The organism is Pseudoxanthomonas sp. Root630 (genome assembly GCF_001427585.1).
Taxonomy (GTDB): domain Bacteria; phylum Pseudomonadota; class Gammaproteobacteria; order Xanthomonadales; family Xanthomonadaceae; genus Pseudoxanthomonas_A.
This window is the reverse complement of the sequence record NZ_LMGY01000012.1, coordinates 307,668-331,210: the sequence shown is the minus strand read 5'-3', so window position 1 is coordinate 331,210 and position 23,543 is coordinate 307,668. Positions and strand designations below refer to the sequence as shown.

The following is a 23,543-nucleotide window of genomic DNA, read 5'->3' as shown; positions in this document are numbered from 1 at the left end:
CCTCAGGCGCCGGTGATGGCGGCCAGCAACAGATCGATGAGCTTGATGGCCGCGAACGGCAACAGCACGCCGCCCACGCCGTAGACCAGCATGTTCCGGCGCAGCAGCGCGGTGGCGCCGGCCGGCCGGAAGCGCACGCCGCGTAATGCCAGCGGGATCAGCAACGGGATGATGATGGCGTTGAAGATCAACGCCGCCAGCACCGCATTCGTGGGACTGGACAGCCGCATCACGTCGAGCGCACCCATCGAGGGGATCGCGGCCGCGAACAGCGCCGGCAGGATCGCGAAGTACTTCGACACGTCGTTGGCCAGCGAGAACGTGGTCAGCGCGCCGCGCGTGATCAGCTGCTGCTTGCCGACCTCGACGACCTCCAGCAGCTTGGCCGGGTCGGAATCCAGATCGACCATGTTGCCCGCCTCCTTCGCCGCCTGCGTGCCGGAGTTCATCGCCAGGCCCACGTCGGCCTGTGCCAGCGCCGGTGCGTCGTTGGTGCCGTCGCCGACCATCGCGACCAGGCGGCCACCGGCCTGTTCCTGGCGGATGCGCGCCAGCTTGTCCTCGGGGCGCGCCTCGGCGATGTAATCGTCCACGCCGGCTTCGGCCGCGATGGCGGCGGCGGTCAGCGGGTTGTCGCCGGTGATCATCACGGTGCGGATGCCCATCGCCCGCATGTGGGCGAACTTTTCCTTGATGCCGTGCTTGACCACGTCGGAGAGTTCGACCACGCCGAGCACGTGGTTGCCGTCGCTGACGACCAGCGGCGTGGCGCCGTTGCGGGCGACCTGTTCCACGCGTGCATTGAGTTCGGCGGGCGCGGTGCCGTCGTGCGCCTGCACATGCTTGAGGATCGCGTCGGCCGCGCCTTTGCGGATGACGCGCGCATGGCCGCGGCCGTCGTCCGGCAGGTCCACGCCGGACATGCGGGTCTGCGCGGTGAAGGCGATGAACTGCGCCTTCGCCGGTTCGTCGAGGGTGGCGCCCTGCTCGCGCGCCAGGCGCACGATGGACTTGCCTTCCGGCGTGGGGTCGGCGAGCGAGGCGAGCATCGCCGCGTCGCGCAGCTGTTCGCGGTCGATGCCGGCCAGCGGATGGAACAGCGTGGCCTGGCGGTCGCCGTGGGTGATGGTGCCGGTCTTGTCCAGCAGCAGCACATCGATGTCGCCCGCCACTTCCACCGCCTTGCCGGACTTGGCCAGCACGTTGGCGGCCAGCGCACGGTTCATGCCGGCGATGCCGATGGCCGGCAGCAGGCCGCCGATGGTGGTGGGGATCAGGCAGACCAGCAGCGCGACCAGCAGCAGCGGATCGAGCCTGGCGCCGACGAAGCCGGCGATGAAGGGCAGCGTGACCACGACGATCAGGAAGGTCAGCGTCATCGTCACCAGCAGCAGGCCGAGTGCGATCTCGTTCGGCGTCTTCTGCCGGTTGGCGCCTTCCACCAGCGCGATCATGCGGTCGAGGAAGCTGTGGCCGGGCTCGGCGGTGATCTTCACCACGATCTCGTCGGACAGCACCTTGGTGCCGCCGATCACGCCGCTGCGGTCGGTGCCGGCTTCGCGCAGCACCGGCGCGGATTCGCCGGTGACGGCGGATTCGTTGATCGTGGCCAGGCCCTTGACGATCTCGCCGTCGGCCGGGATCTGTTCGCCGGCGGACACGATGACGTAATCGCCGGGTCTCAGGTCCGCCGCAGGCAGGCGGCGTTCCGTGCCGCCGAGCGGCGTATCCACGCGGCGGGCGACGAGATCCTTGCGGGCGCGCCGCAGCGAGGCGGCCTGGCCGCGGCCGCGCGCTTCGGCGACGGCTTCGGCGAAGTTGGCGAACAGCACGGTGACGAACAGCAGCGCGGTCACCGCCCAGCCGATGCCGGGCGCGGTGGTGCCGGCGAGCGTCAGCCCGGCCGTCAGCAGCGTGCCCAGCCAGACCACGGCCATGACGGGATTCTTGAAGGCGTGCTGCGGGGCAAGCTTGGCGAACGACGCGATCACCGCGGTGCGGACACCGGCGCCGTCGAGCAGGACCGGCGCGCGGCCGGAAGAGCGTGAGGAGGAAGGAGTCATGTCGGTGTTCTCAGAGCGCGCTCAAGGCCAGGTGGTCGGCGATCGGGCCGAGGACCAGTACGGGCATGAACTGCAGCAGGGTCAGGATGACGACCACGGCGATCAGGGTGAGCGCGAAGGTCGGGGTTTCCACCTGGAGGGTGCCGGGGCCGTCGGGCGCGGCGCGCTTGCGGGCGAGCGAGGCGGCGATGGCCAGCGGAATGATCAGCGCGGGATAGCGGCCGAGCAGCAGCATCAGCGTGGTGCTGAGGTTCCACCAATAGGTCGCATCGCCCAGGCCCTCGAAGCCGGAGCCGTTGTTGGCGAAGGCCGAGGTGTACTCGTAGAACACCTGGCTGATGCCGTGGAAAGACGGGTTGGAATTGCCGGTGATCGACGGCACCGCCAGCGTGACGGCGGTGAAGGCCAGCAACGCCAGCGGCTGCAGCAGCACCAGTACGGCGAGCAGCTTCACCTCGTGCGCCTCGATCTTGCGGCCGAACAGTTCCGGCGTGCGCCCCGTCATCAGGCCGGCGAGGAACACGCTGAGCAGCAGGTAGACGAGGAACTGCTGCAGGCCGCAGCCGATGCCGCCCCAGATCGCATTCACCAGCATGTTGCCGAGCGTCACCAGCCCGGTCAGCGGCGCCAGCGAGTCGTGCATCGCGTTGACCGAGCCGTTCGAGGTCTGCGTGGTGACGGCGGCCCACAGCGCGGACGGCGCATCGCCGAAGCGGACTTCCTTGCCTTCCATCAGCGCGATGTCGGTGGAGGTGCCGGACAGGCTTTCGGACCATAGTGCAGCGCCCGTCGACACCAGCGACATCGTCAGCATGGTGCCGAACACCAGCGCGGTGAACTTCCGCCGGCCGGTGAAGCTGCCCACCATGAAGGCGATGGCGACCGGAATCAGCACGATGCCCAGCGTTTCCAGCAGGTTGGAGAACGGCGTGGGGTTCTCCAGCGGTACGGCGCTGTTGGGGCCGTACCAGCCGCCGCCGTTCGTGCCCAGTTGCTTGGCCGCGACCATCGGCGCGACCGGGCCGACCGGAATCTTCTGCTCGGCCATCTGCGCCGACGCATCGACCGGCGTCGCCACCGGCCCGCCCTGCAGCGTGGACGGCACGCCCTGCCAGGTCAGCAGCAGCGACCATGCCAGGCACAGCGGCAGCATCAGGCGCACGGTCGGGCGGAGGACGTCGGCCCAGTAGTTGCCGACGTCGGCTTCGCCGTGATGCTGCTTCGACACGTCGTGCGATGGCCGTCCATGGCGAGACATCGCGTGCTCCGGAACGTCCTGCCCGGCCATCCGTGGCCGGGCGCTCACGGTCGCATCCGATGCCGATAGGGCATCGGACGAGCTTGCGCCCGATCGCCCACCGAACATACCGCGCAACGTCGCCACCACCAGCGCCAGACCCATCATCGGCGTGACCACCTGCAGGCCGACGATGCCGGTCATCTGCGCGAGGTGCGACAACTGCGCCTGGCCTGAATAGTGCTGCTGGTTGGTGTTGGTGAGGAACGACACCATCGTGTGCAGCGCCAGGTCCCAGCGCATGTTCGGCGCGTCGTTGGGGTTGAGCGGCAACCACGCCTGGGTCATGAAGACGCACCACGTCAGCACGCCGAGCACCAGGTTGCTCAGCAGGAAGGCTTTCGCGTACGCCTTCCAGCCCATGCCCTGCGCCGGATCGACGCCGAGTAGGCGGTACAGCGGTCGTTCGATCCATCCGAACAGCGCATCGCCGCGCATCGGCGCACCACGCATCACCGCGGCGAGATAGCGGCCCAGCGGCCAGCCCAGCGCGATGGCCAGCGCGAATACAAGGAAGAATTCAGTCATGGAGGTCGTCCATCGGGGCGCGTGCGCGCCGCGTGATCAGCAGGAACAGGAGACCGGCACCGGCGAGCACGCCCGCCAGGGCCAGCAGCAGATGAAGGAAGTCGGTGACCATGGCGATGCTCAGAACGCGGCCTGGAGCGCCGCTTCCACGCGCGAACCGGCCAGGCCGGGGAACAGCGTCTTCGCGCTGCTGTCGGTGGCATGCGCCGTCACCCGCAACTCGAACGGTGCCTTGAACGCCCACACCGCGCCCAGCTGCGCATGCGCGTAGCTGTCGTCGTAGACGTCGTCCAGCCAGTAATAGCCAGCGGCGGCTTCAAGGCGGAGCTGGTCGTTCAGCGGGAACTTCGCGCCGAGTTGGGCGTAGGCGCCGGCTTCATCGGTGGCCAGCGCCTCGGTGGAGTAACCCAGCTGCGCCCAGTAGTTCTGCTTCCACGTCAGCGTGCCGATGGCCTCGGTCCAGTCGAGGTCGACCGTGGTGGACGGATAGCGGTAGTGGGTCAGGTTGAGGTCGAGGGCCCAGTCGTCCGACAGCGCTCCACCCCAGCCCACGGTGACGTCGATTTCACTGCTGGCGTGGGTGTCCGGTGCGAACTCCACGTTCGAGCCCCACACCGCACCATACAGGCCGTTGTCGGCCGCAGCCTTGAAGCCGGCCTGCACCGCCGGGTCGCCCTGGGTCTGGGTGGTACCGCGCCAGACGTAATCGGTGGTGAGCGCGCCGGAGCCATTGAAAGTGGCGGCCTGCGCGACGGATGCCATCGCCAGCAACAAGCCGGCGGCGACGGAAGAAACGACGAGGCGCGCAGGCATCGGCCTGCGCGGGAGGAACGAGGAGGAAGACATCGGTGCGATCCAGGCGGAAGACGTTCCGCCGACCGCGAAAGTCTGGTCCTGCCCGGCGTAAAGCCGCCATGCGCTTCCCGCGCACCGCCGTAAATTCGGCGTAAAGCCGCGCGCCCTGCCTCAGCCGGCGGTGCGCGCCTTCGGTGACGGCGTGCCGAGCACGTGCTCCGCGTCCTGGTCGAACACCGGCGCGGCGAACGGCTCGGGACCGGGCGTGCGCCCGAACGCGATCGGCCGGGTGACGCCGCGGTAGCTGCCGACGACGGGATGCGCGATCTCGGCCACCATGTCTTCGGCCAGCACCTGCGGATGTTCGAACATGTCTTCGACGCGCCGCGCCGCCGCACACGGAACCTCGTCGCCGAACTGCGCTTCCCACTCCATCGCGGTGCGCGCCTGCAGCGCGTCGTGCAGTTGCGGCACGATCTCCGCGGCATGCGCGGCGCGCTTGCGCACGCTGTCGTAGCGTGGATCGTCGGCCAGCGCGTCCAGGCCGGTCAGCCGGCACAGCGCCTTCCAGAACCGCGGCGTGTTGGCGGAGAGATAGAGATAACCTTCGCGCGCCGGGTGGATACCCGTGACGCCGCCGGAGCGCATGTCGCGGCCGATGTCGAGCGCTTCGCCCTCGGCCCAGATCATCCGCGCCGACTGCATGGTCAGCGCGCTGCGCAACAGCGACACGCCGACGAACTGCCCGCGCCCGCTGCGTTCGCGTTCGTACAGCGCCGACGACACGCCGGCGGCGAGCAGCGCGGCGGCGTAATAGTCCACCACCGAGCCGTAGATGATTTCCGGTGCGCCACCGCGCTTGCCCTGCAGCGTGCACATGCCGGTCATGGTCTGCAGCACCTGGTCGTAGCCGGCCTTGTCCTTCATCGGCCCGGTTTCGCCGTAGCCGGTCACCGCGCAGTAGATCAGCCGCGGGTTGATCACCGTCAGGCTGTCGAAATCGATGCCCAGCCGCTTCGGCACGCTGGGACGGAAGTTGTGCACCAGCACGTCGGCCTCGCGCACCAGGCGCAGCAATGCCGCGTGATCGGCGGGCTGCTTGAGGTCGAGCGCGATCCCCTGCTTGCTGCGGTTCACGCCGAGGAAGGCACGGCTCTCGCGCTCCAGCGTGGACGGGTACTGGCGCAGGTTGTCGCCATCGGGCGGCTCGACCTTGATGACGTCGGCGCCCTGGTCGGCCAGCAGCGTGCAGCCGTACGGTCCGGCGATGTAGGCGCTGAGGTCCAGCACCTTGACCCCGCTCAGCGGACCGGCGGGACCCGTGCGCAGCCGCGAACGGAAGGGAGACGGATTGTCCATGGAAAAGGGCTCCTTCAGCCGCCGCCGCAACGGCGATGGCCAGTCTGTGCCACGGGGCGGGCGCGATACAGCCAGCGGCCGTAGCTTCTGCTGCCACAAATTCTTGCGAGCGCGCGGACGGTCATGGCGGCGGCAGCGACAGCCAGGTCAGGCGCCAGGCGCCGTCGTGCCGCCCACCCGCACGGTAGTACGGCCAGAACAGCAGCGGCGGCCGGCTCGCGGGCTGCAGCGAAATGGCCGCGCCCTCCTCGCCGTCGGTCACCGGCAGCACCTGCAGCCAGTCGTCCTGCGGGCCGTCGGGCAGACGGACGGTCTCTTCCGTCTTGAAGCCGTCGATCAGGCCCGTGGCGTAGGCCAACGGACCGCGCGTGAGCCCGACGTAATGCAGGTCCAGCACCTGCTGGCGCACCTCGGAACCGTCCGGCGCGCGCGATTCCTGCACGTTGCGCAGCACCTTCCGGTGCAGCGTCGGTCGCAGCGGAAAGGCCAGCTGCACATGGTCGTCGGAACGCCACAGGCGGCGCAGGATGAGGAAGCTGCCGGGCACGACCGCCGCCTCCACGGGCTCGCCATTGACCGACACGGTGGCGCCCTCGGCCCAGGACGGAATGCGCAGCTGCAGGTCGAACGTCGCGTCGCGCTGGGGATGGACGTCCAGCGACACGTCGCCATCGAACGGATATCCGGTGTGCTGGCGCAGCACCACCGTCCCGGCTTGTGGGTGCGCCAGGCGCGCTTCGCCGGGCCCGTAGAGCTGCACGCGGACGGTGTCGCCCTCGACGGCATACGCCAGCGACGGCAGTTCCTCCACCGCCATCGCGCCGCTGGACTTGCAGCAGCGCCAGTAGGTGGTGTGCACGCGTCGCCCGTTCGGGAACGAGTAGTAGCACCAGTCCTCGCCATCCGGCGCCTGCGCGCCGAGCAGGTCGTTGTACGCGGTGCGCTCGATCTCTTCGGCGAAGCGCGCCTCGCCGGTGAGCTGCAGCAGCTCGCGGTTGAACTGGATCCACGACAGCAGCGAGCAGGTTTCCACGTAGGCATTCGGGCTGAAGCTGCCGCGCGCGTTGAAGACCTCGCGCGAGCGATGGGCGACACCGCCCCACGGCCCGCCGCCCAGGGTCAGGTGGTGCTCGCGGATGTTCTGCCAGATGCGCTCCAGCGTGTCGCGCAGGGCGGCATCGCCGGTGGCGCGACACAGCTTCACCAGCGCGACCAGGTTCCAGAGCAGCTGGTAGGCCTTGCCGGTGGCGATCTCGGAGGCATCGGCGCCGGCGTCGAGCGCGGGCAGCAGGCGCAGCGCGGGGTGCGCGTTCGCCTGCTCCAGTACGCGCCGGGCGAGCGCGAGGAAACGCGGCTCCGCGGTTTCCGCATGCAACTCCAGCGCGGCGTCCATCAGCACCGTGGCCGACATGCCGTGGTGGTTGCCGAGCGTGGTGATGTCGATGCCGGAAGACAGCGCCTGCGCGCACAGGTCGGCGATACGCGCGGCGGCCTGCGTGTAGCGCGGATCCTGCAGGGCGCGCGCGGTTTCGACCAGGCCGAGGATCAGGTAGGCATGCACCCAGATGTCCCAGGTGCGCAGCGCCGGCGCACCGTCCCAGCTGGGCGGCTTCGGCGGCTGCGGATGGATGAAGCGGCGCTCTTCCGCGTAGGTGCCCAGGTAGCCGTCGGCTTCCTGCACGGACAGCAGGTAGTCGGCCACCGCACGCAGGTGCGCCCCCAGCGTCGCATCGCCGCTGCGGCCATAGGCGCGGGCGGCGGCCGACAGCCATTTGCCGGCATGTTCGCCGTACCAGTCGCCTTCGGTGTTGCGTGCGCGGAGCTCGGGCGAGAACAGCACGATGGCCGGACTGTCCGGCGCGGTGATGAAGTGCGAAAGGCGGCCGCGCAGGTTGGCTTCGAGAGCCGCGCCGAGGACACCGCCAAGTACGACAGACGACGCAGCCGTGGTGCTTTTCGTCATCACGCCGCATCCACCACGCAACGGAAACCGATGCGGCCGGAACGGTCCTTGCCCGGGCCCATCAGCAGCAGCTTGCCGTGCTGGTCCAACCGTTTGGCCTGGGGGAAATACCAGTGCGAGGTGCGCGGCTCGTAGTCGCTACCGCCGCGCACGATGGCCGCGCGCGTGTGCTCGTCGTGGAATTCGTCGGTCCATTGCCACACGTGCCCCACCAGATCCATCACGCCGAACGGACTGGCACCCGCCGGGAATGCACCGACATCGGCGGGCGGCGGCAAGGTTCGACCGCGGAACACGGGCGGCGCCGCATCGTCGCGCCAGGCATCGCCCCACGGATACAGGCGGCCATCCGGGCCCTGTGCGGCGTACTGCCATTCCCAGCCGTGCGGCAGGCGCTTGCCCGCCCACGCGGCGTAGGCGCGCGCATCGTCCAGCGACACCCAGGTGACGGGTTTGTTTTCCCAGCCGGGCTGCGGGGCGCCGTCATGCCAGTCGCGGAGGAAGTTCAACGCATCGCGCGGCGCATAGCCGGTGGCGTCGATGAAGGCCTTGAACTGCGCATTCGTCACCAGGTGGCGATCGATGTGGAACGCCGCGACCTGCATCCGCTGGCGATGGTGGCGCCGCGCGGTCGGCTCCCACGGGAACTGCACGTCCACCCCTTCCCACACCTGTCCTTCGATCTCGATGCCCTGTACCGCGAACAGGAACTCGCCGGCGGGGATCGCCACCATGCCGTCCGGTGCGGTGGCCTGTGCCGCGGTCGCGGCAATCGGCTGCAACGTCTGCGGCAGTGCGGTCCATCGCGCGGACAGCGACGCCAGCGGCGTGGTGGCGTGCGCGGCCATCTGCGCAAGGAATACCTCCAGGCCTTCTTCCGCCACGCCTGCGCGCAACGCCAGCAGCGCGCCGAAGCCGCGGCCTTCCAGGGTCGTCTCCAGGATCGCCTGGCCATCGATGATGCGCGGCTGGAGCGCTGTGCCGTTCCACAGATCGAAATAGCGCGTGCCGTCGACATGCGGCACGGCGAGCTGTTCGCCAGCGATGGCGTACTCGTGGCGGTTGACCAGCGTCCACAGCGTGCGGCCCTCGCCCGGGAAGCGGCTGGCGAAGATGCCGGCCTGCAGCGTGCGCTCGTACGGGCGCCAGTCCAGGCTGACCAGCAACGGGGCGAAGCGGCGGTAGATCGTGGCGATCCGGCGCAGCGATTCGGCATCGCGCGGGGTCAGCTGGTTCCACAGGCCCCACACGTTCTCCCACGCGTTGTAGCCCACGCCGTTGAAGAAGATGTACTGCAGGTCGTGGTTGCGGTCGCGGCCCCAGCGGTTCTCGTAATTGATCATGTGGCGCGGTTCCAGCCACTTGAACTTCGCCACCGGCGGGACGACTTCGTTCGGCGCCTTCTTGCCCCAGCTCTGCACGTTCCAGATCAGGTGCTCCTCGGCGCTGATCGTGGATTCCGGCTGCACGACCACGGGATGCCCCAGCGCATCGCAGGCGTCGAAGAACGCACGCGGCACGCCGTTGTACGTATCGCCATTGATGCCGTCCGCGCCGACCGCCTTGACGATCTTCGCGATGGCCTGCCAGTCCGGCTCGCCCTGGTCGCGCGTACCGTTGTCCCACGGCATGGTGGTGAGGAACACCCGTACGCCGCGGCGGTGGAAATCGGCCACGGCGCCGCGCAGCGCCTCCAGCCCGCCCGGCAGGCTGTGCGCGAGGTCGAACTGGTTGCGGTCGTCCACGCCGATGTTGGGATACACGCACCACAGCAGCACGCTGTCCAGGCCGCCGAAACGCGTTTCCAGATCGTCCAGGTAGCGATCGACCGTGTAGCGGCCCGCGACGGGATCGTAGAGGTACCGGTCCTCGACCATCACCTGCGCATGCACGAAGTTGCGCTGCGCCCACTGCAGTTCCGGCCGACGGTAGTTGGCATCGTCGTAACCGATGCGCGTGAGGTGCTCGCGCCGCCAGTCCTTCAGTTCGGCGACCCAATCGTCGGCCGACGCATTCGCATCGATCTTCCATTGGCCGATGTCGGCGAACGGCCAGCCCGGCGCCTTGCCCGGCGTGGGCAGGTAGCGCTGGGTGGTGACGTGGGAAAACTTGTATTCGGTCTTCACCACGTGCGTGTCGTCGTGACCCGCGGGATCGCGGGGATGGTTGGGATCGGAGGAAGTGGGAGTGCTCATGGGGGGATCTTGGATCGGGACGATGGATCGGGACGATGGATCAGGAACTGGGAAGACCGCAGTAAGTCGCCAGGGCAGCCTGCTGCGAAGGGGCGTCGGCATGCCCGGCGAGCCAGGCTTCGACCTCCGGGCGCGCCGGGATGCTGGTCTGCGCGCCCAGCCGGGTGCAGGCGAGCGCAGAGGCCGCGCTGGCGAAGCGTAGCGCGTCCGCCAGCCCGGCATGCTCGGCCAGGCAGGCCGCCAGCGCGCCGCAGAACGTGTCGCCGGCCGCGGTCGTATCCACGGCGTCGATCGGGAACGCGGGCTGCAGGAAGATTTCACCGCCCCGCCGCGCGAAGCAGCCGCGTGCACCGAGGGTGACGACCACGCACGGCACATGCAGGCGCGCCACTTGGGCCGCCACGGAACCTTCGCCGGCCAGCGTGGCCAGTTCGCCTTCGTTGACGACCAGCACATCGACGCTGTCCAGCAGGCCCGCCGGCAACGGGGTGGCGGGTGCGGCATTCAACATCACCCGCACGCCGGCCTCGCGGGCGAGGCGGGCGTAGTTCGCCACGCTGGCCAGCGGTGTTTCCAGTTGCAGCAGCAGATGGCTGATGCCGCGCAACGACGGCAGGTGGTGCGGCAGCAATCCGGCGTTGGCGCCGGGCGCGACGGTGATCGCGTTTTCCGCGTCATCGGACAGGCAGATGAAGGCGGTGCCACTGGCGGTATCCGGCACGCGCACGATGTGCATGGCCACGTCCGCGTCGGCGAGGGCGGCTTCGAGCACCACCGCGTACGGATCGTCACCGAGCGCGAGCAGCATGCGGGTCGGCACGCCGCCGGCACGCGCACTGGCGACCGCCTGGTTGGCGCCCTTGCCGCCGGGGAACGTTGCGAACTCGCGGCCGAGCACGGTCTCTCCCGGCGCCGGGACATGCGCTGCGCGGACGACGAAGTCGAGGTTCGCCGAGCCCGCCACCAGCACGCCGCCCTGGCCACGGCTCATGGCGTGACCGCCGAATAGACCGCGCGGTAGAACGGCGTGGCCAGCTTGGGCAGCGCCGGGGCCTCGTCGGAAGGCAGGTGCTGCGACAGCAGCAAGATCACCAGGCCGCGCTCACGGTCGATGGTGAAATAAGTGGATGCAGCCCCGGACCAGCCGAACTGCCCGCGCGATCCGGGACGCGTGCTGATCGCCGGATCGATGACAACATAACCGCCGAGGCCGAAGCCTTCGCCGGGCTCCGGCGCGGGCACCGGCGGATCGAAGCCCGCAAGCTGGTCGGACATCATCATCGCCACCGTGTCTTCACGCAGCAGGCGCACGCCATCGAGCGTGCCGCCTTCGGCCAGCATCCGTGCGAAGCGCAGGTAATCGGCCGCGGTGGAATACAGCCCGCCCGCGCCGCTCGTGTAAGGGCGGAGCCGGGCGCCGGGTTCGCGCGCGGACGGTGTATCGGCAAGGACGCGTTGCCCTGCGGCATCGCGCGTGGTCAGCGCCATGATGCGGGCACGTTGCGCTGCAGGCACTTCGAAGCCGGTGTCGTGCAGGGCGAGCGGCGTGAAGATGCGTGTGCGCAGGAAGGTGTCGAACGATTGCCCGCTGGCGACTTCGATCACCCGCGCCAGCACCTCGGTGTTGACGCCGTCGTAGCGGAAACGCGTGCCAGGCTCGGTCGCCAATGGTGCGCGTGCGACGCGGTCGGCGTAGCCGGCGAGATCCGTGGCTTCTTCGGGCGCCTGCGCCTGCAGCAGGGCGGATGCGACGCGGATGTCGTCCCCGCCGGTGGCGAAGCCGGCGGTGTGCGTCAGCAGATGCCGCACCGTGAGCGGACGCTGCACCGGTACCCGCGTGGGTGCTTCCACGCTGCCACCGGTGACGCGCTGCAGGCCGGCGAATGCGGGCAGGTAGGTGGCGACCGGGGCATCGAGCTGCAACCTGCCCTCTTCCACCAGCATCAGTGCCGCCACCGAGATGACGGGCTTGGTCATCGAATAGATGCGGAAGATGGCGTCTTCGCGCAGCGGTTGCTTGCCCTGCAGATCGGCATGACCGAACGCACCGCGGTAGACCACGGCGCCATGGTCGGCGACCAGGGCGACGGCACCCAGGTATCCGTCCTTGCCGACCGCCTGCGTCAGCACGGCATCCATCGGCGCACGCGGCAGGGTGGACGGCGGCGTGGCGGTCGCGCAGGCCGCAAGCGAGAGCATCAGGACCATCCAGAGCCCGCGCCGCCCTGGAGAGGAGGCGGCGCGGGTGGATGCAGCGTGGAGAAGTGCCGGCATCCGCGGATCGTGGATCAGAACGTGTACTCGTAGGTGAAGGAGTACATGCGGCCGCGGCCCGCCCAGTAGTTGCGGAAGCCCGGGACCTGCGACCAGGTCAGGATGTACTGCTTGTTCGCCAGGTTCTCGACGCCCAGCGAGAAGCGGCCCCACTTCTCCACCCGGTAGTTCATGCCCAGGTCGAACAGCGTGTAACCGGAGGTGTGCTCCTCGTAGCGGTACGTCGCCCCGTCGAACTCGCGCACGTCGCTGCCGTAGAGGTCGCGCGACAACAACGTGGTCGACCCGAGGGTGACGTCGCCGGCCTCGTTGAACTTCCAGCGCACGCTCAGCGCGATCTTGTCGGGGTTGACGTCCAGCGCGCCCATCGGCTTGTTCAACCCGCCGGCCGGATAGCGACCGGTGGTGTCGGCGTTCCAGAACGCCGTCTTGCCGTGGATGCGCGAATAGATGCCGCTGAGCTTCCAGTCTTCGTTGATGTTCCAGTCGCCCGAGAACTCGAAGCCCTTGATGCGGGTCGGCGCACGGTTCAGCACGAAGTCGTTGGTGGCCGGATCGATCGCCAGCGACGTGCCGAAATCGGCTTCCGAGTCGTAGTACGACGCGCTGAACGAGGTCGCGTCGCCACGCCAGTTGACACCCACCTCGCGGTTGTCGACCACGATCGGCTGCAGGTCGATGATGCCGTCGACGCTCTGGCCGGGATAGTTGATGTTGCGCAGGGGGATGCCGACATTCGGCAGGCCGAAGCCCTCACCGTAGGCCGCGAACACGGACCACCGGTCGTTGATGCGCCAGATGGCACCCAGGTTGTACAGCGTCTCGGTGTAGGACAGCGTGCCGCCCTGCACGAACACGCGATTGCGGTACCAGGTGGTGGTGTAGTCGTCGACGCTCAGCTCGCCGTCCTCGTGGCGGATGCCGCCGCTGAAGGTCAGCGGGCCGACGTCCCAGCTCAGCTGCGCATACGGCGCCACGCTCTCGTACTTCATCGGCGGCACCCACAGGCGGTCCGTCAGCGCCAGGCGCTGGTCGGCCTTGTCGCGCACCCAGTCCACACCGGTGCGCAGTTCCAGCCCATCCACGCCGAACAGCTGGCCGCGCACCCACGACGGGCGGAAGCCGACCTTGTCCGAATTGATCTCCGACTGGTCCCAGATCAGGCCATCGGGGCCGTTCGGCGGGATGTCCGGATCCTGGCGGTCGCTGCCGTTCTCCGGCGGGTAGCGCATGGCCTGGTCGGCCCAGTACGCGTTCAGCGTCAGCGTGCCGCCGAAGAAGTCGGCGTCGGTGTACTGCGCGTTGACCTGCCGGAAATCGTTGAACTCGGCCTTGCTGCCGAAGATGTGGCCGCGCTCGGAGGTGTTCGGATGCGGATCTTCGCACCAGCCCGGCTCGTAGCGGCAACCGTCGACCTGGATGTAGTCGCCGTTGCCTTCGATCTTGAAATCGCTGTAGCTGATCTGCAGGCGCTTCTCGAGGTCTTCACCGAAGTTGATGCCGCCCTTGACGAACACGTTGCGGGTCACCGAATCGTGCAGCGAACCGCTGGTGTTCATGCCCAGGCGCACGCCGTCGGCGTCGTAACCCATGCCGCGGTCGATGCGCGAGACGCCGGCGACCAGGTCGTAGTTGTCCTGCTTGTAAGCGTAGTTCAGGCCCAGTTTCCAGCCCGCGCTGTCGTCCTTGAACTGGGTGGAGTAGCGCGACAGGAAGCGGAACTCGCTGCCTTCCTTGGTCGGCACGGTGGAGAGGTAGTTGATGATGCCGCCGGCCGCGCCGACGCCTTCCGACGCGGAAGGACCGTTGATGACTTCCACGCGGCCGACGATGCCCATGTCGGTGAAGGTGGCGTTGCGGCTGCCGTCGCGCAGCGGCGAACCCTGCGGCACGCCGTCGAACAGGCGCAACGCCACGCGTCCGCGCAGCGTCTCGCCGCTGTTGCTCATGGCCTGCGAGGCCTCGGCGTAGCCGGGCACGGTGCGCGCCAGTACGGCGGTCGCGTCTTCGGTGACCAGCAGCGTGTGGGCGATTTCCTCCTTGCTGACCAGCGTCACTGCGCCGGGGATCTTGTCCACGGCCTTGGGCGCGCGCACGCCGGTGACGATCACCTGATCCAGGTCGACGGCGTCCTTGGCCTTGGCTTCTTCGGTCGCCGCGTCCTGCGGCGGCAGCGGCGTGTTCTGTTGGGCCTTGACGCTGGCGCTGACGGCGGCGGCCAGTAGGAAAACGCCGAACGCGGCGGGTACCTGTTTCATGGTCTGTTCTCGAAATGCGGAGTGGGCGGCGGCGCGCGGTGCGCCTGCCGCATGGCAAGGGTGAGTGCGAGAAAGGCCGCTCCCGGCGGCCGGCGTGCCCAGCGTTCCTCCCAGACGCTCGAACCCGACGATGTTCGAAGCGTAGGCGGACGTCCGTCACGGAAGAATCGCCCGCGGATATGTTCACAGGCTAGTTTTTGTAGCGTGCACTGCAACATGACGCCGCGTGGCGCGGATCAAGCCTGCCCGGCGGTGGCGCGGCTCTCCTGCAGCAGCACGGTCACCAGGCGGATGCGTACCGTCGAGCGCGACCACACCATGCCGATGCGGCGGGGCTCGCTGGGCATCGGCAGCGGCAGGCGGACCAGGTCCAGGCCCTCCGGCCACGGCTTGGCCCAGTCCGGCACCAGCGACACGCCCAGGCCACGGTCCACCATCACGGCGATGGCGTTGAGCCCGTTCAGTTCGAAGCGCTCGTGCGGCACGATGCCGGCGCGGCGCAGATAGTCGTCCGCCACGCGCCCGCCCCACTGGTTGCGGTCGTAGCGGATCAGCGGCTCGCTGCGCAGCAGTTCGTGCGGGTCGCGACCGGCCATGCGCGCGGGAGCGATCACCACCAGCGGCTCCTCGCGCAGCAGCTGCCAGTCGCAGGTCTTGGGCAGGTTGTACGGCGCCTGCAGCACCAGTGCGGCGTCCAGCTCGCCATTCTCCACGGCGCGGTACAGCTCGGCCGAATAGCCGGGGCGGATGTAGACGTTGATCTGCGGGAAGGCATCGACCATCCGCGCGAGGATGTCCGGCAGCATGCCCGCCAGTGCGGTGGGGCACGCGCCCAGCCGCAGCTCGCCGGAGACTTCGCTGTCGTTGGCGACGCTGCGCATGTCGGCGACGTCGCGCAGCAGGTCGCGGGCGCGCTGCAGGATGCGCGAACCTTCCTCGGTCAGGCTGACGGTACGGCCGGCGCGCGCGATCAGCGGCGCGCCGAGTTCGCGCTCCAGCGTGCGGATCTGCTGGGCGACCGCGGCCGGCGTGATGTTGAGCACGCGTGCCGCCGCAGCCATCGAGCCCCGGTCGGCCACCACCACGAAGGTATTCAGGAACTGGGTGTCCACGCGCCTCCCCTGCTGCCTTCAGGCTACACGAGGCGCGTGACGCCGACGATGGGACCTATGGCCCATGCGCTCAATCGGCCGCGTCCGCGGCGTCCTGCCGGTGGATGGTCAGGCCCTCGAGCGAACGCGCCGGCGCAGGGAAGAACAGGCTGGCCAGGTAACCCACGACCACGCAGACCAGGATGGAGATGGCGAGGTAGAAATAGGGGTGCACCAGGTCGAACCACCAGGCGACGAACGTCAGCACGATCGCGGTGACGATGCCGATCGCCACGCCCTGCGAGTTCGCCCGGCGGGTGAACATGCCCAGCGTATAGGCGCCGGCGAAGCCGCCGCCCAACAGGCCGGCGAGTTCGATCGACACATCGAACAGCGAACCGATGTCGAAGCGCGACAGCACCAGCGCCGCGCCGATGCCGACCAGACCGACCACGACCGTCATGATCTCGGCGAAGAACACGCCCTTCTTCTGCGACTTGTCCTTGGCGAAACGCTCGTAGAAGTCCACGGTGATCAGCGTCGCCACCGAGTTCATGATGCCGGACAGCGTCGCCATCGCGGCGGCGAAGATGCCGGCGATGATCAGGCCGGTCACGCCCATCGGCAGCTCCGCGGCGATGAACAGCGGGAAGGTGGCATCGACCGGCAGCAGCGGATTCATCCGCTCCGGGTTGTTCTTGTAGTAGACGAACAGCGCCGTGCCGATGCCGTAGAACACGAACCCGCCGGGAATCATGATGGCGGCGAAGGCCCACACGGAGCGTCCGGCCTCCTTGTCCGACTTGGTGGACAGCACGCGCTGCATCAGCACCTGGTCCTTCGGGAAGGTCAGCACCACCTCGAACAGCACCAGGAAGATGAAACCCCAGACCGTCGCCTTGGTGAGGTCGAAGCTGAAGTCGAACAGCTTGGTCTTGTCCTCGGCCATCGCGATCTGGGTGAACTCGCCGAAGCCGCCCTTCAACGTCCAGATGATGAAGAGGATGGCGAAGATCGCACCGCCCATCTTCACGATCACCTGCACCACGTCGGTCCAGATGACGGCCTTCATGCCGCCCATGGCGGTGTAGATGATGGTGAAACCGCCCATCAACCACACGCTCCAGACCACGTCGATGCCGGTGATGGTGGAGATGGCAAGCGCCGGCAGGAACAGGATGACGCTCATGCGGCTGCCGATCTGCATGAGGATCGCCAGGGCGCTGGCGAGCATGCGGATGGTCGGATGGAAGCGCGTCTCCAGGTAGGAGAAGGTCGACATCAGGTTCAGCCGGCGCAGCAGCGGCACGATCCAGACCGCCACGAACATCAGGCCGAGCACGGCGATCAGGTTGTTGGTCAGGTACTGCCAGTTGGTTTCGAACGCCTTCGCCGGGATCGCGATGAAGCTGATGGAACTGGTGTTGACCGCGTACAGGCTCAGGCCCGCCGCCCAGAACGGGATGGTGCGGCTGCCGACGAAGAAGTTCTCCGTCGAATTGCGTTTTTCGCGCAGGTAGAAGTACAGGCCGATGCCGATCATCGCGGCCAGGTAGACCACGATCACCAGCCAGTCCAGCCAGGTGAGCAGGTGTTTGCCGGACTGCAGCTGCAACGTGTTCAGCGTGCCGTCCGCGCCCGTCCATGCGAGGCCGTCGCCCCACGCGGTCACGCCCGTGATGTCCGCCGGCACGGTCGCCGGCAGCGTGGCCCATGCCTTGGTGATGGTGTGGAACGTCACCAGGCGTGGCGTGCCCGCACCGCCTTCGGCGACGAGATACAGGAGATGCGCCTGTCCGAGGGCCCGGGCGGCATGCGGCACCAACGGCGCGGGTAGCGCGGGCATCTGCGTCCAGCCCGTTTCCCGATGCCAGCGCCAGAGCGCATCGGCGCCCATGCCCGGCACGGTGGCGAACAGGTCGCCGCGCTGCGCGAGCAGGCTGCTGGCGCCGCCCGCGGGCCAGGTCGCAAGCGCAGCCCAACCTGCCGAGGTGGTGGCGAGCGTCAGCTGGTAGAGACGCGGCGTGCCATCGGCATCGAGGCCACTGGCATAGAGCCGGCCGTCCGCTTCCGCCAGGGTCACGCCCTGCAAGGGTGCGGGCCACGCGGGCAACGCACGCAGCACCAGGCGCCCCTGCTGCAGCGCCACGCCGGAAACACCGGTGGATGCTTGTCCGACGCCATCGCCATGCAGCAGGTAAAGCGTGCCCTTGGCCGCACTGATCCAGGTGGCAGGCACGGGAATGTCGGCGGCGATCGACAGCGATTGCCATGCCTTGGCTCCCGCTGGCAGTTGCTGGGCCGAATCGCCATGGAAAGCGACCAGTGACGTGCCCAAGGCGTGGACATCACCCCTCGTGCCGATGGACGGCGCCGGCAGCAGCTCCTGCCGCACCGTCGTCAGGCTTTCCGCATGCGCCGGCAGTGCCGCAACCGCGATCGCCCATGCCAACAACACCAACGCGCGACCGACCACGCGCTGGATGCGGGCGGTCGCGGACCGCACTGCCGGATGTTTCATGCTGTCCCCTTGTTCCGATCCACGAGCGCCAGCACGGCGCGCGCGCGCGCCAGGAAGGGCGCGTCCACCATGCGGCCATCCACGGCGAATGCGCCCTCGCCCGCTTCGTCCGCCTTCTGCACGGTACGGCGTGCGTCGTCTATTTCCTTCACCGAGGGCGCGAAGATGTCGTTCGCCCACGCCACCTGGCGCGGATGCACGCAACTCTTGCCCGCAAAGCCCAGGGCGCGCGCCGCGTCGGCTTCCGCCCGGAAACCGGCTTCATCGTCCAGCCCGGGGAACGCCGCATCGTAGGCGAAGGCCCCGGCTTCCGCCGCGGCCATGCGCAGCGCGTACTGCGCGGCATGCACGTTGCGCAGGTCCGCGCGCCGGATGCCATAGGGTTCGAAGAGATCGCCCAGGCCCAGTTGCAGTCCGCGGACGCGGGGATGCGCCTGCGCGATCTTAGCCGCGTGCCGCAACGCGCGCGGCGTTTCGATGTTCACCAGCAGGCCGACGGCGCGGCGCACGCCGAGGCGCGCCTCGATCGCATCGATCTCGCTCATCGCCTGGCGCAGTTGTTCCACCGACTCGATCTTGGGCAGGTTGAGCAAGTCGATGTCGAGCGGCAGGATCGCGCGCAGGTCGTCCTCCCATGCGGAGGTATTCCACGCATTGACCCGGACCACGACTTGCTTGCCCGCGGCGCGATGGGGCGCGGACTGCAGGAACGCGGCGACCTGCACGCGCGCCGCCGCCTTTTCCTCACCGGCGACGGCGTCTTCCAGGTCGAAGGACAGCAGGTCGGCGTCGCCGGCCATGGCCTTGGCGAACAGCGCGGGGCGACTGCCGGGCACGAACAGTTTGCTACGCATGGACGGCGCTCATCATGGCGCGCAGTCTGCGGGAATCGCGGCACGGGCAAAGCCCGCGCCGGCATCTTCAAACGATAGTTTTTCCTGCGTCCGGGAATGTCGCAACGCAACATTCCCTGTTGGCCGCGACAGACATCAGCGCTTCACGTCCAGGCTGTTCTCGCCCAGGAACGCCTGTACATCGGCGGCGCCGACCAGGTTGAAGTCGCCGGGCAGCGAGTGCTTCAGACACGCCGCCGCCGCACCGAAGTGCAGCGCGTCGGCCGATGACATACCCGCCAGCCCCCCGTGCAGGACGCCCGCCGCGAAGGCATCGCCGGTGCCGATGCGATCGACGATCGGCGAAACCTCGTGCGAGGACGTGGTGTGCAGCGCGCCGTCGCGCAGGGCCGTGATGCCCGACAGCGCATGGTGGTCGACGCTGCGCTGGACGCGCACGGTCGCGGCCATCTGCTGCAGGTGGGGGAATGCGACGAACGCGGCGGCCGCGCCGGCGGCGAACCGCTCCTGCGGCGTCGCCTGCGGAAAGTCCAGGCCCAGCACCACCTGCAGGTCGCGATGACTGGCGAACAGGATGTCCGCTTCGGCCATCAGTCCGCGCAGGATCGTCGGCGCATCTCCCCCCCAGGCCTCCCAGAGCTTCGGGCGGAAGTTGCCATCGAACGACACCTTCACCCCCGCGGCACGCGCTGCCTTCACCGCCGCAAGCACGCCATCCGCGGCGCGTTGCCCCAGTGCCGGCGTGACGCCGGAGACATGCAGCCACTGCGCGCCGGCGAGCAGCGCGGGCCAGTCGTGGTCTCCGCCACCGGCGCGGGCGAAAGCGGAGTCGGCCCGGTCGTACAGCACTTCGCTGGGGCGCTGGATCGCGCCGGGGGTCAGGAAGTAGAGCCCCATGCGTCCTGGATGCTGCTGCACCGCCGACGTATCGACACGATGGCGACGCAACTCACCCAGCGCGGCTTCGCCCAATGCGTTGTCGGCGACGAGGCCAACCATCCGCGCATCGTGTCCGAACCGCGCGAGCGATACCGCGACATTCGCTTCCGCGCCGCCGACGTGCACGTCGAGCACCGGCGACTGCAGCAGTACCTGCCTGCCGGGCGCCCCCAGGCGCAGCAGCAATTCTCCGAAACACACGATCTTGGCCATGCCAGCACTCCTCCCGTTGCGGTGTTGCATCGATGCCTACGCGCCGTTCTGGGTTGTCCCGAGGACAAGATAATCCGGGCCCGACGACAGTTGTTGTTGCAGCGCACACTCTGTTAGCGTTGTTTTTGACCAGCGGTGTCATTTTATCAGCTGGCAGGATCTGGAAGGGAATACACAGCGGTTTTTTGCTACCAAAACAGTCGCACACGCGGCCATGGTCCCTTGAGGAGGGGAGAACATGCCAGTCAGTCAACACCGCCGGAAGACACCGGTTACCTTGCTTGCCGTTTCGATCGGCCTGGCGCTGCAGATGAGTGCAGCCGCGCAGGCCCAGGACGCGGCGCAGACGACCGAGTCCGGTCAGGCCACCCCGGCCCAGCAAAGCGTCGATACGCTCGATACAGTGAGCGTCACGGGCTACCGCGCCAGCGTGGAGAAAGCCCTCGACATCAAGCGCGGCGAAGCCGGCGTGGTCGATGCGATCGTCGCCGAGGACATCGGCAAGTTCCCCGACCTCAACCTCGCGGAGTCGCTGCAGCGCATCCCGGGCGTCGTGATCACCCGTGAAGGCGGCGAAGGCCGGCAGATCTCGGTCCGCGGCCTCCCGCCCGACCTGACCCGCGTCCGCATCAATGGCATGGAGGCCCTCACCACGGTGGGCGCCACCGACCAGAACGGCGGCACCAACCGTGGGCGCGGCTTCGACTTCAACGTGTTCGCGTCCGACCTGTTCTCGCAGCTGATCGTGCGCAAGACGCCCTCGGCCGACGTGGAAGAAGGTTCGCTGGGCGCGACCGTCGACCTGCGCACCGCGCGACCGCTCGACTACGACGGCTTCACGTTCACCGCCAGCGGCCAGGCCAGCTACAACGACCTGGCCGACAAGACCGATCCCCGGATCGGCGCGCTGATCGCCAATACCTGGGCCGACGGCAAGTTCGGCGCCCTGCTGTCGGTCGCCTACTCCGAGCGCCAGGCACTGGAAGAAGGCTCCGGCAGCGGTCGCTGGGCCCAGGGCACCAGCAACGGCAACTTCAGCGCGACGTCGCCGTTCGCCGCCGCCCGCAGCGCGGACGTCTACCACCCGCGCTTCCCGCGCTACACGCTGATGGAACACGACCAGAAGCGCACCGGCGTGGCGGCGGCGCTGCAGTTCAAGCCGACCGACCGCACCCAGTTCGCACTCGATGCGCTGTATTCCAAGATCGATGCGGTACGCGACGAGAAGTACATCGAAGCGATCTCGTTCAGCCGCAGCGGCACCGGCAAGCCCCAGACCATCGTCCGCGATGGCGTGATCGAGAACGGCGCGCTGGTCTATGGCCTGTTCGATGACGTGGACATCCGCTCGGAAAGCCGCCACGACGAATGGAACACCGTCTTCACCCAGCTCAACCTGGAAGGCGAGCACGAGTTCACCGACAACTTCAAGATCAGCGGGAAGATCGGTACGTCCAAGTCGGAGCACGAGAACCCGATCCAGACGACGATCATCATGGACAAGCTGAACGTCGATAACTACAGCTACGACTACCGCAGCGATCCTTACAAGCCGATCCTCAACTACGGTATCGATCCGACGAACCCGAATGGGTGGACGCTGGCGGAAATCCGCATCCGTCCGCAGTACGTCACCAACGATTTCGACACCGCGCAGCTGGATTTCAACTGGAACATCAGCCCGGGATTCCGCCTGAAGGGCGGCGTGCAGGCGAAGGACTACTCCTTCTCCACGCGTGAGCTGCGGCGCGCGTCCGAGCTGGTGGTGCCGACATTCACCGGCGGCACCACCACCGTGCCGGCGGACCTCACGGAGCTGGCCAGCCTGAGCGGCGTCAACGGTTCGCCGGGTACCTGGGTCATCCCGGACTACGAGGCCATCGCCGATCTGTTCGACATCTACAGCAACACCGGCATCTATGCCGTCACCGAGCGCGCGGTCAACACCCGCAGCGTGAAGGAAGAGGACCGTGGCGTTTACCTGATGGGCGAGTTCTCCGCCGATCTGGGCCCCGTTCCGGTGTCCGGCAACGTCGGCGTGCGTTATGTCCGTACCAAGCAGAGCTCCACCGGCATTGCGACCGCCAGCGGCACGCCCGTCGCCACGACCGTGACACGCGAGTACAGCGACACCCTGCCGTCGATGAACCTGGTGGCCGAGATCACGCCGGACTTCCTGATCCGGCTCGGCGCCGCGAAGGTCATGTCGCGTCCCGGACTGGGCTCCCTGACGCCCGGCGTAACGGTCAATGTCAGCGGCGGCGCGCGCACGGTCAGCGGTGGCAATCCCAACCTCGATCCCGTCCGCGCAGAGACCGTGGACCTGGGCTTCGAGTGGTACTTCAACGAAGGTGCGATGCTGGGCCTGGGCCTGTTCTACAAGGACATCGACGGCTTCGTGCAGACGACCCGCGAAGTGCGCAGCTATGCGTCCAGCGGCCTGCCGGCCAGCCTGCTCGATGGCACCGGCGCGACGGTCAACGACGACTTCGTCTTCAGCGTGCCGGTCAATACGCCAGGCGGAAAGGTGAAGGGTTTCGAAGCCACCTTCATCCAGCCGTTCACCTTCCTGCCGGGCAAGTGGTCCAACTTCGGCACGCAGCTGAACTACACCTACGTGGACACGGAGATCCAGTACGTCAACAGCGCGGGCGTCAACGTGCTGAAGGCGCCGTGGACCGGCATGTCGAAGCACTCCTGGAACGCCACCCTGTACTACGAAGGCGAGCGCTTCTCCGGTCGTGTCTCGGCGACCAACCGCGACGACTATCTGTTGCAGGCGCCCGGCACCGAAGCGGGCTACAACATCGATGGCGTGCACGGGCAGACCGGCACGACCACCATCGACATGGCGCTGCGCTACAAGATCAACGACCACCTGGAGCTGAGCCTGGAAGGTATCAACCTGACGGACGAAGCGCAGGAGTCGTGGGTCCAGAACGCGAACGGCCAGCTGCCGCTGGACTACAGCGAAACCGGCCGCCAGTACCTGCTGGGCGTTCGCTACAAGTTCTGATCGATACACGCGAACCCCGGTTCGCCCTGGAAGCCCGGTCGGATTCGACCGGGCTTTTTTGTTGTCCGCCGTATGGAAAACGGTTACCCCCGCCCGATTGTCCATGGAGACATTTTTCCATTCGAATCAATCACTTGTTGTTGCAGTGCACACTCTGATAGCGTCACTGACCATCGG

The 23,543-nt window shown here is 68.0% G+C and carries 14 protein-coding genes; 1 reads left to right on the top strand and 13 read right to left on the bottom strand.

Annotated elements, in window-relative coordinates:
* Nucleotides 1-2: 2 nt before the first annotated feature.
* From kdpB to ASD72_RS07580, 13 genes are all read right to left on the bottom strand, one after another.
* Complete coding sequence (kdpB, locus tag ASD72_RS07640) at nt 3-2,063, bottom strand: potassium-transporting ATPase subunit KdpB (protein ID WP_056879332.1); 2,061 nt, start codon at nt 2,061-2,063, stop codon at nt 3-5.
* 10 nt (nt 2,064-2,073) lie between these two features.
* Entirely contained in the window at nt 2,074-3,888 is a 1,815-nt protein-coding gene (gene kdpA / locus ASD72_RS07635) for a potassium-transporting ATPase subunit KdpA (RefSeq protein WP_056879331.1), read from the bottom strand.
* A 120-nt stretch (nt 3,889-4,008) separates the two neighbouring features.
* Nucleotides 4,009-4,734, bottom strand: coding sequence for a TorF family putative porin (locus tag ASD72_RS07630; RefSeq protein ID WP_235577967.1), 726 nt, complete (start codon nt 4,732-4,734; stop codon nt 4,009-4,011).
* A 120-nt stretch (nt 4,735-4,854) separates the two neighbouring features.
* On the bottom strand, nt 4,855-6,042 hold the full coding sequence (locus ASD72_RS07625; protein ID WP_056879329.1) for a CoA transferase: 1,188 nt from the start codon (nt 6,040-6,042) through the stop codon (nt 4,855-4,857).
* Between the two features lie 121 nt (nt 6,043-6,163).
* Nucleotides 6,164-8,005, bottom strand: coding sequence for a beta-L-arabinofuranosidase domain-containing protein (locus ASD72_RS07620; RefSeq protein ID WP_056879328.1), 1,842 nt, complete (start codon nt 8,003-8,005; stop codon nt 6,164-6,166).
* The gene (locus ASD72_RS07615; RefSeq protein WP_081420208.1) at nt 8,005-10,200 is read right to left on the bottom strand and encodes an SUMF1/EgtB/PvdO family nonheme iron enzyme; all 2,196 of its coding nucleotides are present in this window, start codon (nt 10,198-10,200) and stop codon (nt 8,005-8,007) included. Before ASD72_RS07615 ends, ASD72_RS07620 begins: the two co-directional genes overlap by 1 nt.
* Before the next feature lie 40 nt (nt 10,201-10,240).
* Entirely contained in the window at nt 10,241-11,191 is a 951-nt protein-coding gene (locus ASD72_RS07610) for a ribokinase (RefSeq protein ID WP_056879327.1), read from the bottom strand.
* Nucleotides 11,188-12,399 (bottom strand): serine hydrolase domain-containing protein, encoded by a 1,212-nt coding sequence (locus tag ASD72_RS07605; protein ID WP_162250359.1) that lies wholly within the window; start codon nt 12,397-12,399, stop codon nt 11,188-11,190. The genes ASD72_RS07610 and ASD72_RS07605 overlap by 4 nt, the downstream gene beginning before the upstream one ends.
* Nucleotides 12,400-12,488: 89 nt before the next feature.
* Nucleotides 12,489-14,732: a TonB-dependent receptor gene (locus tag ASD72_RS07600; RefSeq protein ID WP_056879326.1), complete on the bottom strand. Its 2,244-nt coding sequence runs from the start codon at nt 14,730-14,732 to the stop codon at nt 12,489-12,491.
* A 236-nt stretch (nt 14,733-14,968) separates the two neighbouring features.
* The gene (locus ASD72_RS07595; protein WP_056879325.1) at nt 14,969-15,844 is read right to left on the bottom strand and encodes a LysR family transcriptional regulator; all 876 of its coding nucleotides are present in this window, start codon (nt 15,842-15,844) and stop codon (nt 14,969-14,971) included.
* 70 nt (nt 15,845-15,914) lie between these two features.
* Entirely contained in the window at nt 15,915-18,344 is a 2,430-nt protein-coding gene (locus ASD72_RS07590) for a sodium/solute symporter (RefSeq protein WP_056879324.1), read from the bottom strand.
* On the bottom strand, nt 18,341-19,198 hold the full coding sequence (locus tag ASD72_RS07585; RefSeq protein WP_056879323.1) for a CoA ester lyase: 858 nt from the start codon (nt 19,196-19,198) through the stop codon (nt 18,341-18,343). The genes ASD72_RS07590 and ASD72_RS07585 overlap by 4 nt, the downstream gene beginning before the upstream one ends.
* 135 nt (nt 19,199-19,333) lie before the next feature.
* Nucleotides 19,334-20,350 carry a sugar kinase gene (locus ASD72_RS07580; RefSeq protein WP_056879322.1) on the bottom strand — a complete coding sequence of 339 codons (1,017 nt, stop codon included), beginning with the start codon at nt 20,348-20,350 and terminating at the stop codon, nt 19,334-19,336.
* 238 nt (nt 20,351-20,588) lie between these two features.
* Here ASD72_RS07580 and ASD72_RS07575 point away from each other — a divergent pair, with 238 nt between their 5' ends.
* Entirely contained in the window at nt 20,589-23,366 is a 2,778-nt protein-coding gene (locus ASD72_RS07575) for a TonB-dependent receptor (RefSeq protein WP_056879321.1), read from the top strand.
* The last annotated feature ends 177 nt before the right edge of the window (nt 23,367-23,543 follow it).

Coding starts and splice junctions, on each gene's coding strand:
- kdpB (WP_056879332.1), bottom strand. CDS start 2,063: ATGACTCCTTCCTCCTCACGCTCTTCCGGCCGCGCGCCGGTCCTGCTC.
- kdpA (WP_056879331.1), bottom strand. CDS start 3,888: ATGACTGAATTCTTCCTTGTATTCGCGCTGGCCATCGCGCTGGGCTGG.
- ASD72_RS07630 (WP_235577967.1), bottom strand. CDS start 4,734: ATGTCTTCCTCCTCGTTCCTCCCGCGCAGGCCGATGCCTGCGCGCCTC.
- ASD72_RS07625 (WP_056879329.1), bottom strand. CDS start 6,042: ATGGACAATCCGTCTCCCTTCCGTTCGCGGCTGCGCACGGGTCCCGCC.
- ASD72_RS07620 (WP_056879328.1), bottom strand. CDS start 8,005: ATGACGAAAAGCACCACGGCTGCGTCGTCTGTCGTACTTGGCGGTGTC.
- ASD72_RS07615 (WP_081420208.1), bottom strand. CDS start 10,200: ATGAGCACTCCCACTTCCTCCGATCCCAACCATCCCCGCGATCCCGCG.
- ASD72_RS07610 (WP_056879327.1), bottom strand. CDS start 11,191: ATGAGCCGTGGCCAGGGCGGCGTGCTGGTGGCGGGCTCGGCGAACCTC.
- ASD72_RS07605 (WP_162250359.1), bottom strand. CDS start 12,399: ATGCTCTCGCTTGCGGCCTGCGCGACCGCCACGCCGCCGTCCACCCTG.
- ASD72_RS07600 (WP_056879326.1), bottom strand. CDS start 14,732: ATGAAACAGGTACCCGCCGCGTTCGGCGTTTTCCTACTGGCCGCCGCC.
- ASD72_RS07590 (WP_056879324.1), bottom strand. CDS start 18,344: ATGAAACATCCGGCAGTGCGGTCCGCGACCGCCCGCATCCAGCGCGTG.
- ASD72_RS07585 (WP_056879323.1), bottom strand. CDS start 19,198: ATGCGTAGCAAACTGTTCGTGCCCGGCAGTCGCCCCGCGCTGTTCGCC.
- ASD72_RS07580 (WP_056879322.1), bottom strand. CDS start 20,350: ATGGCCAAGATCGTGTGTTTCGGAGAATTGCTGCTGCGCCTGGGGGCG.
- ASD72_RS07575 (WP_056879321.1), top strand. CDS start 20,589: ATGCCAGTCAGTCAACACCGCCGGAAGACACCGGTTACCTTGCTTGCC.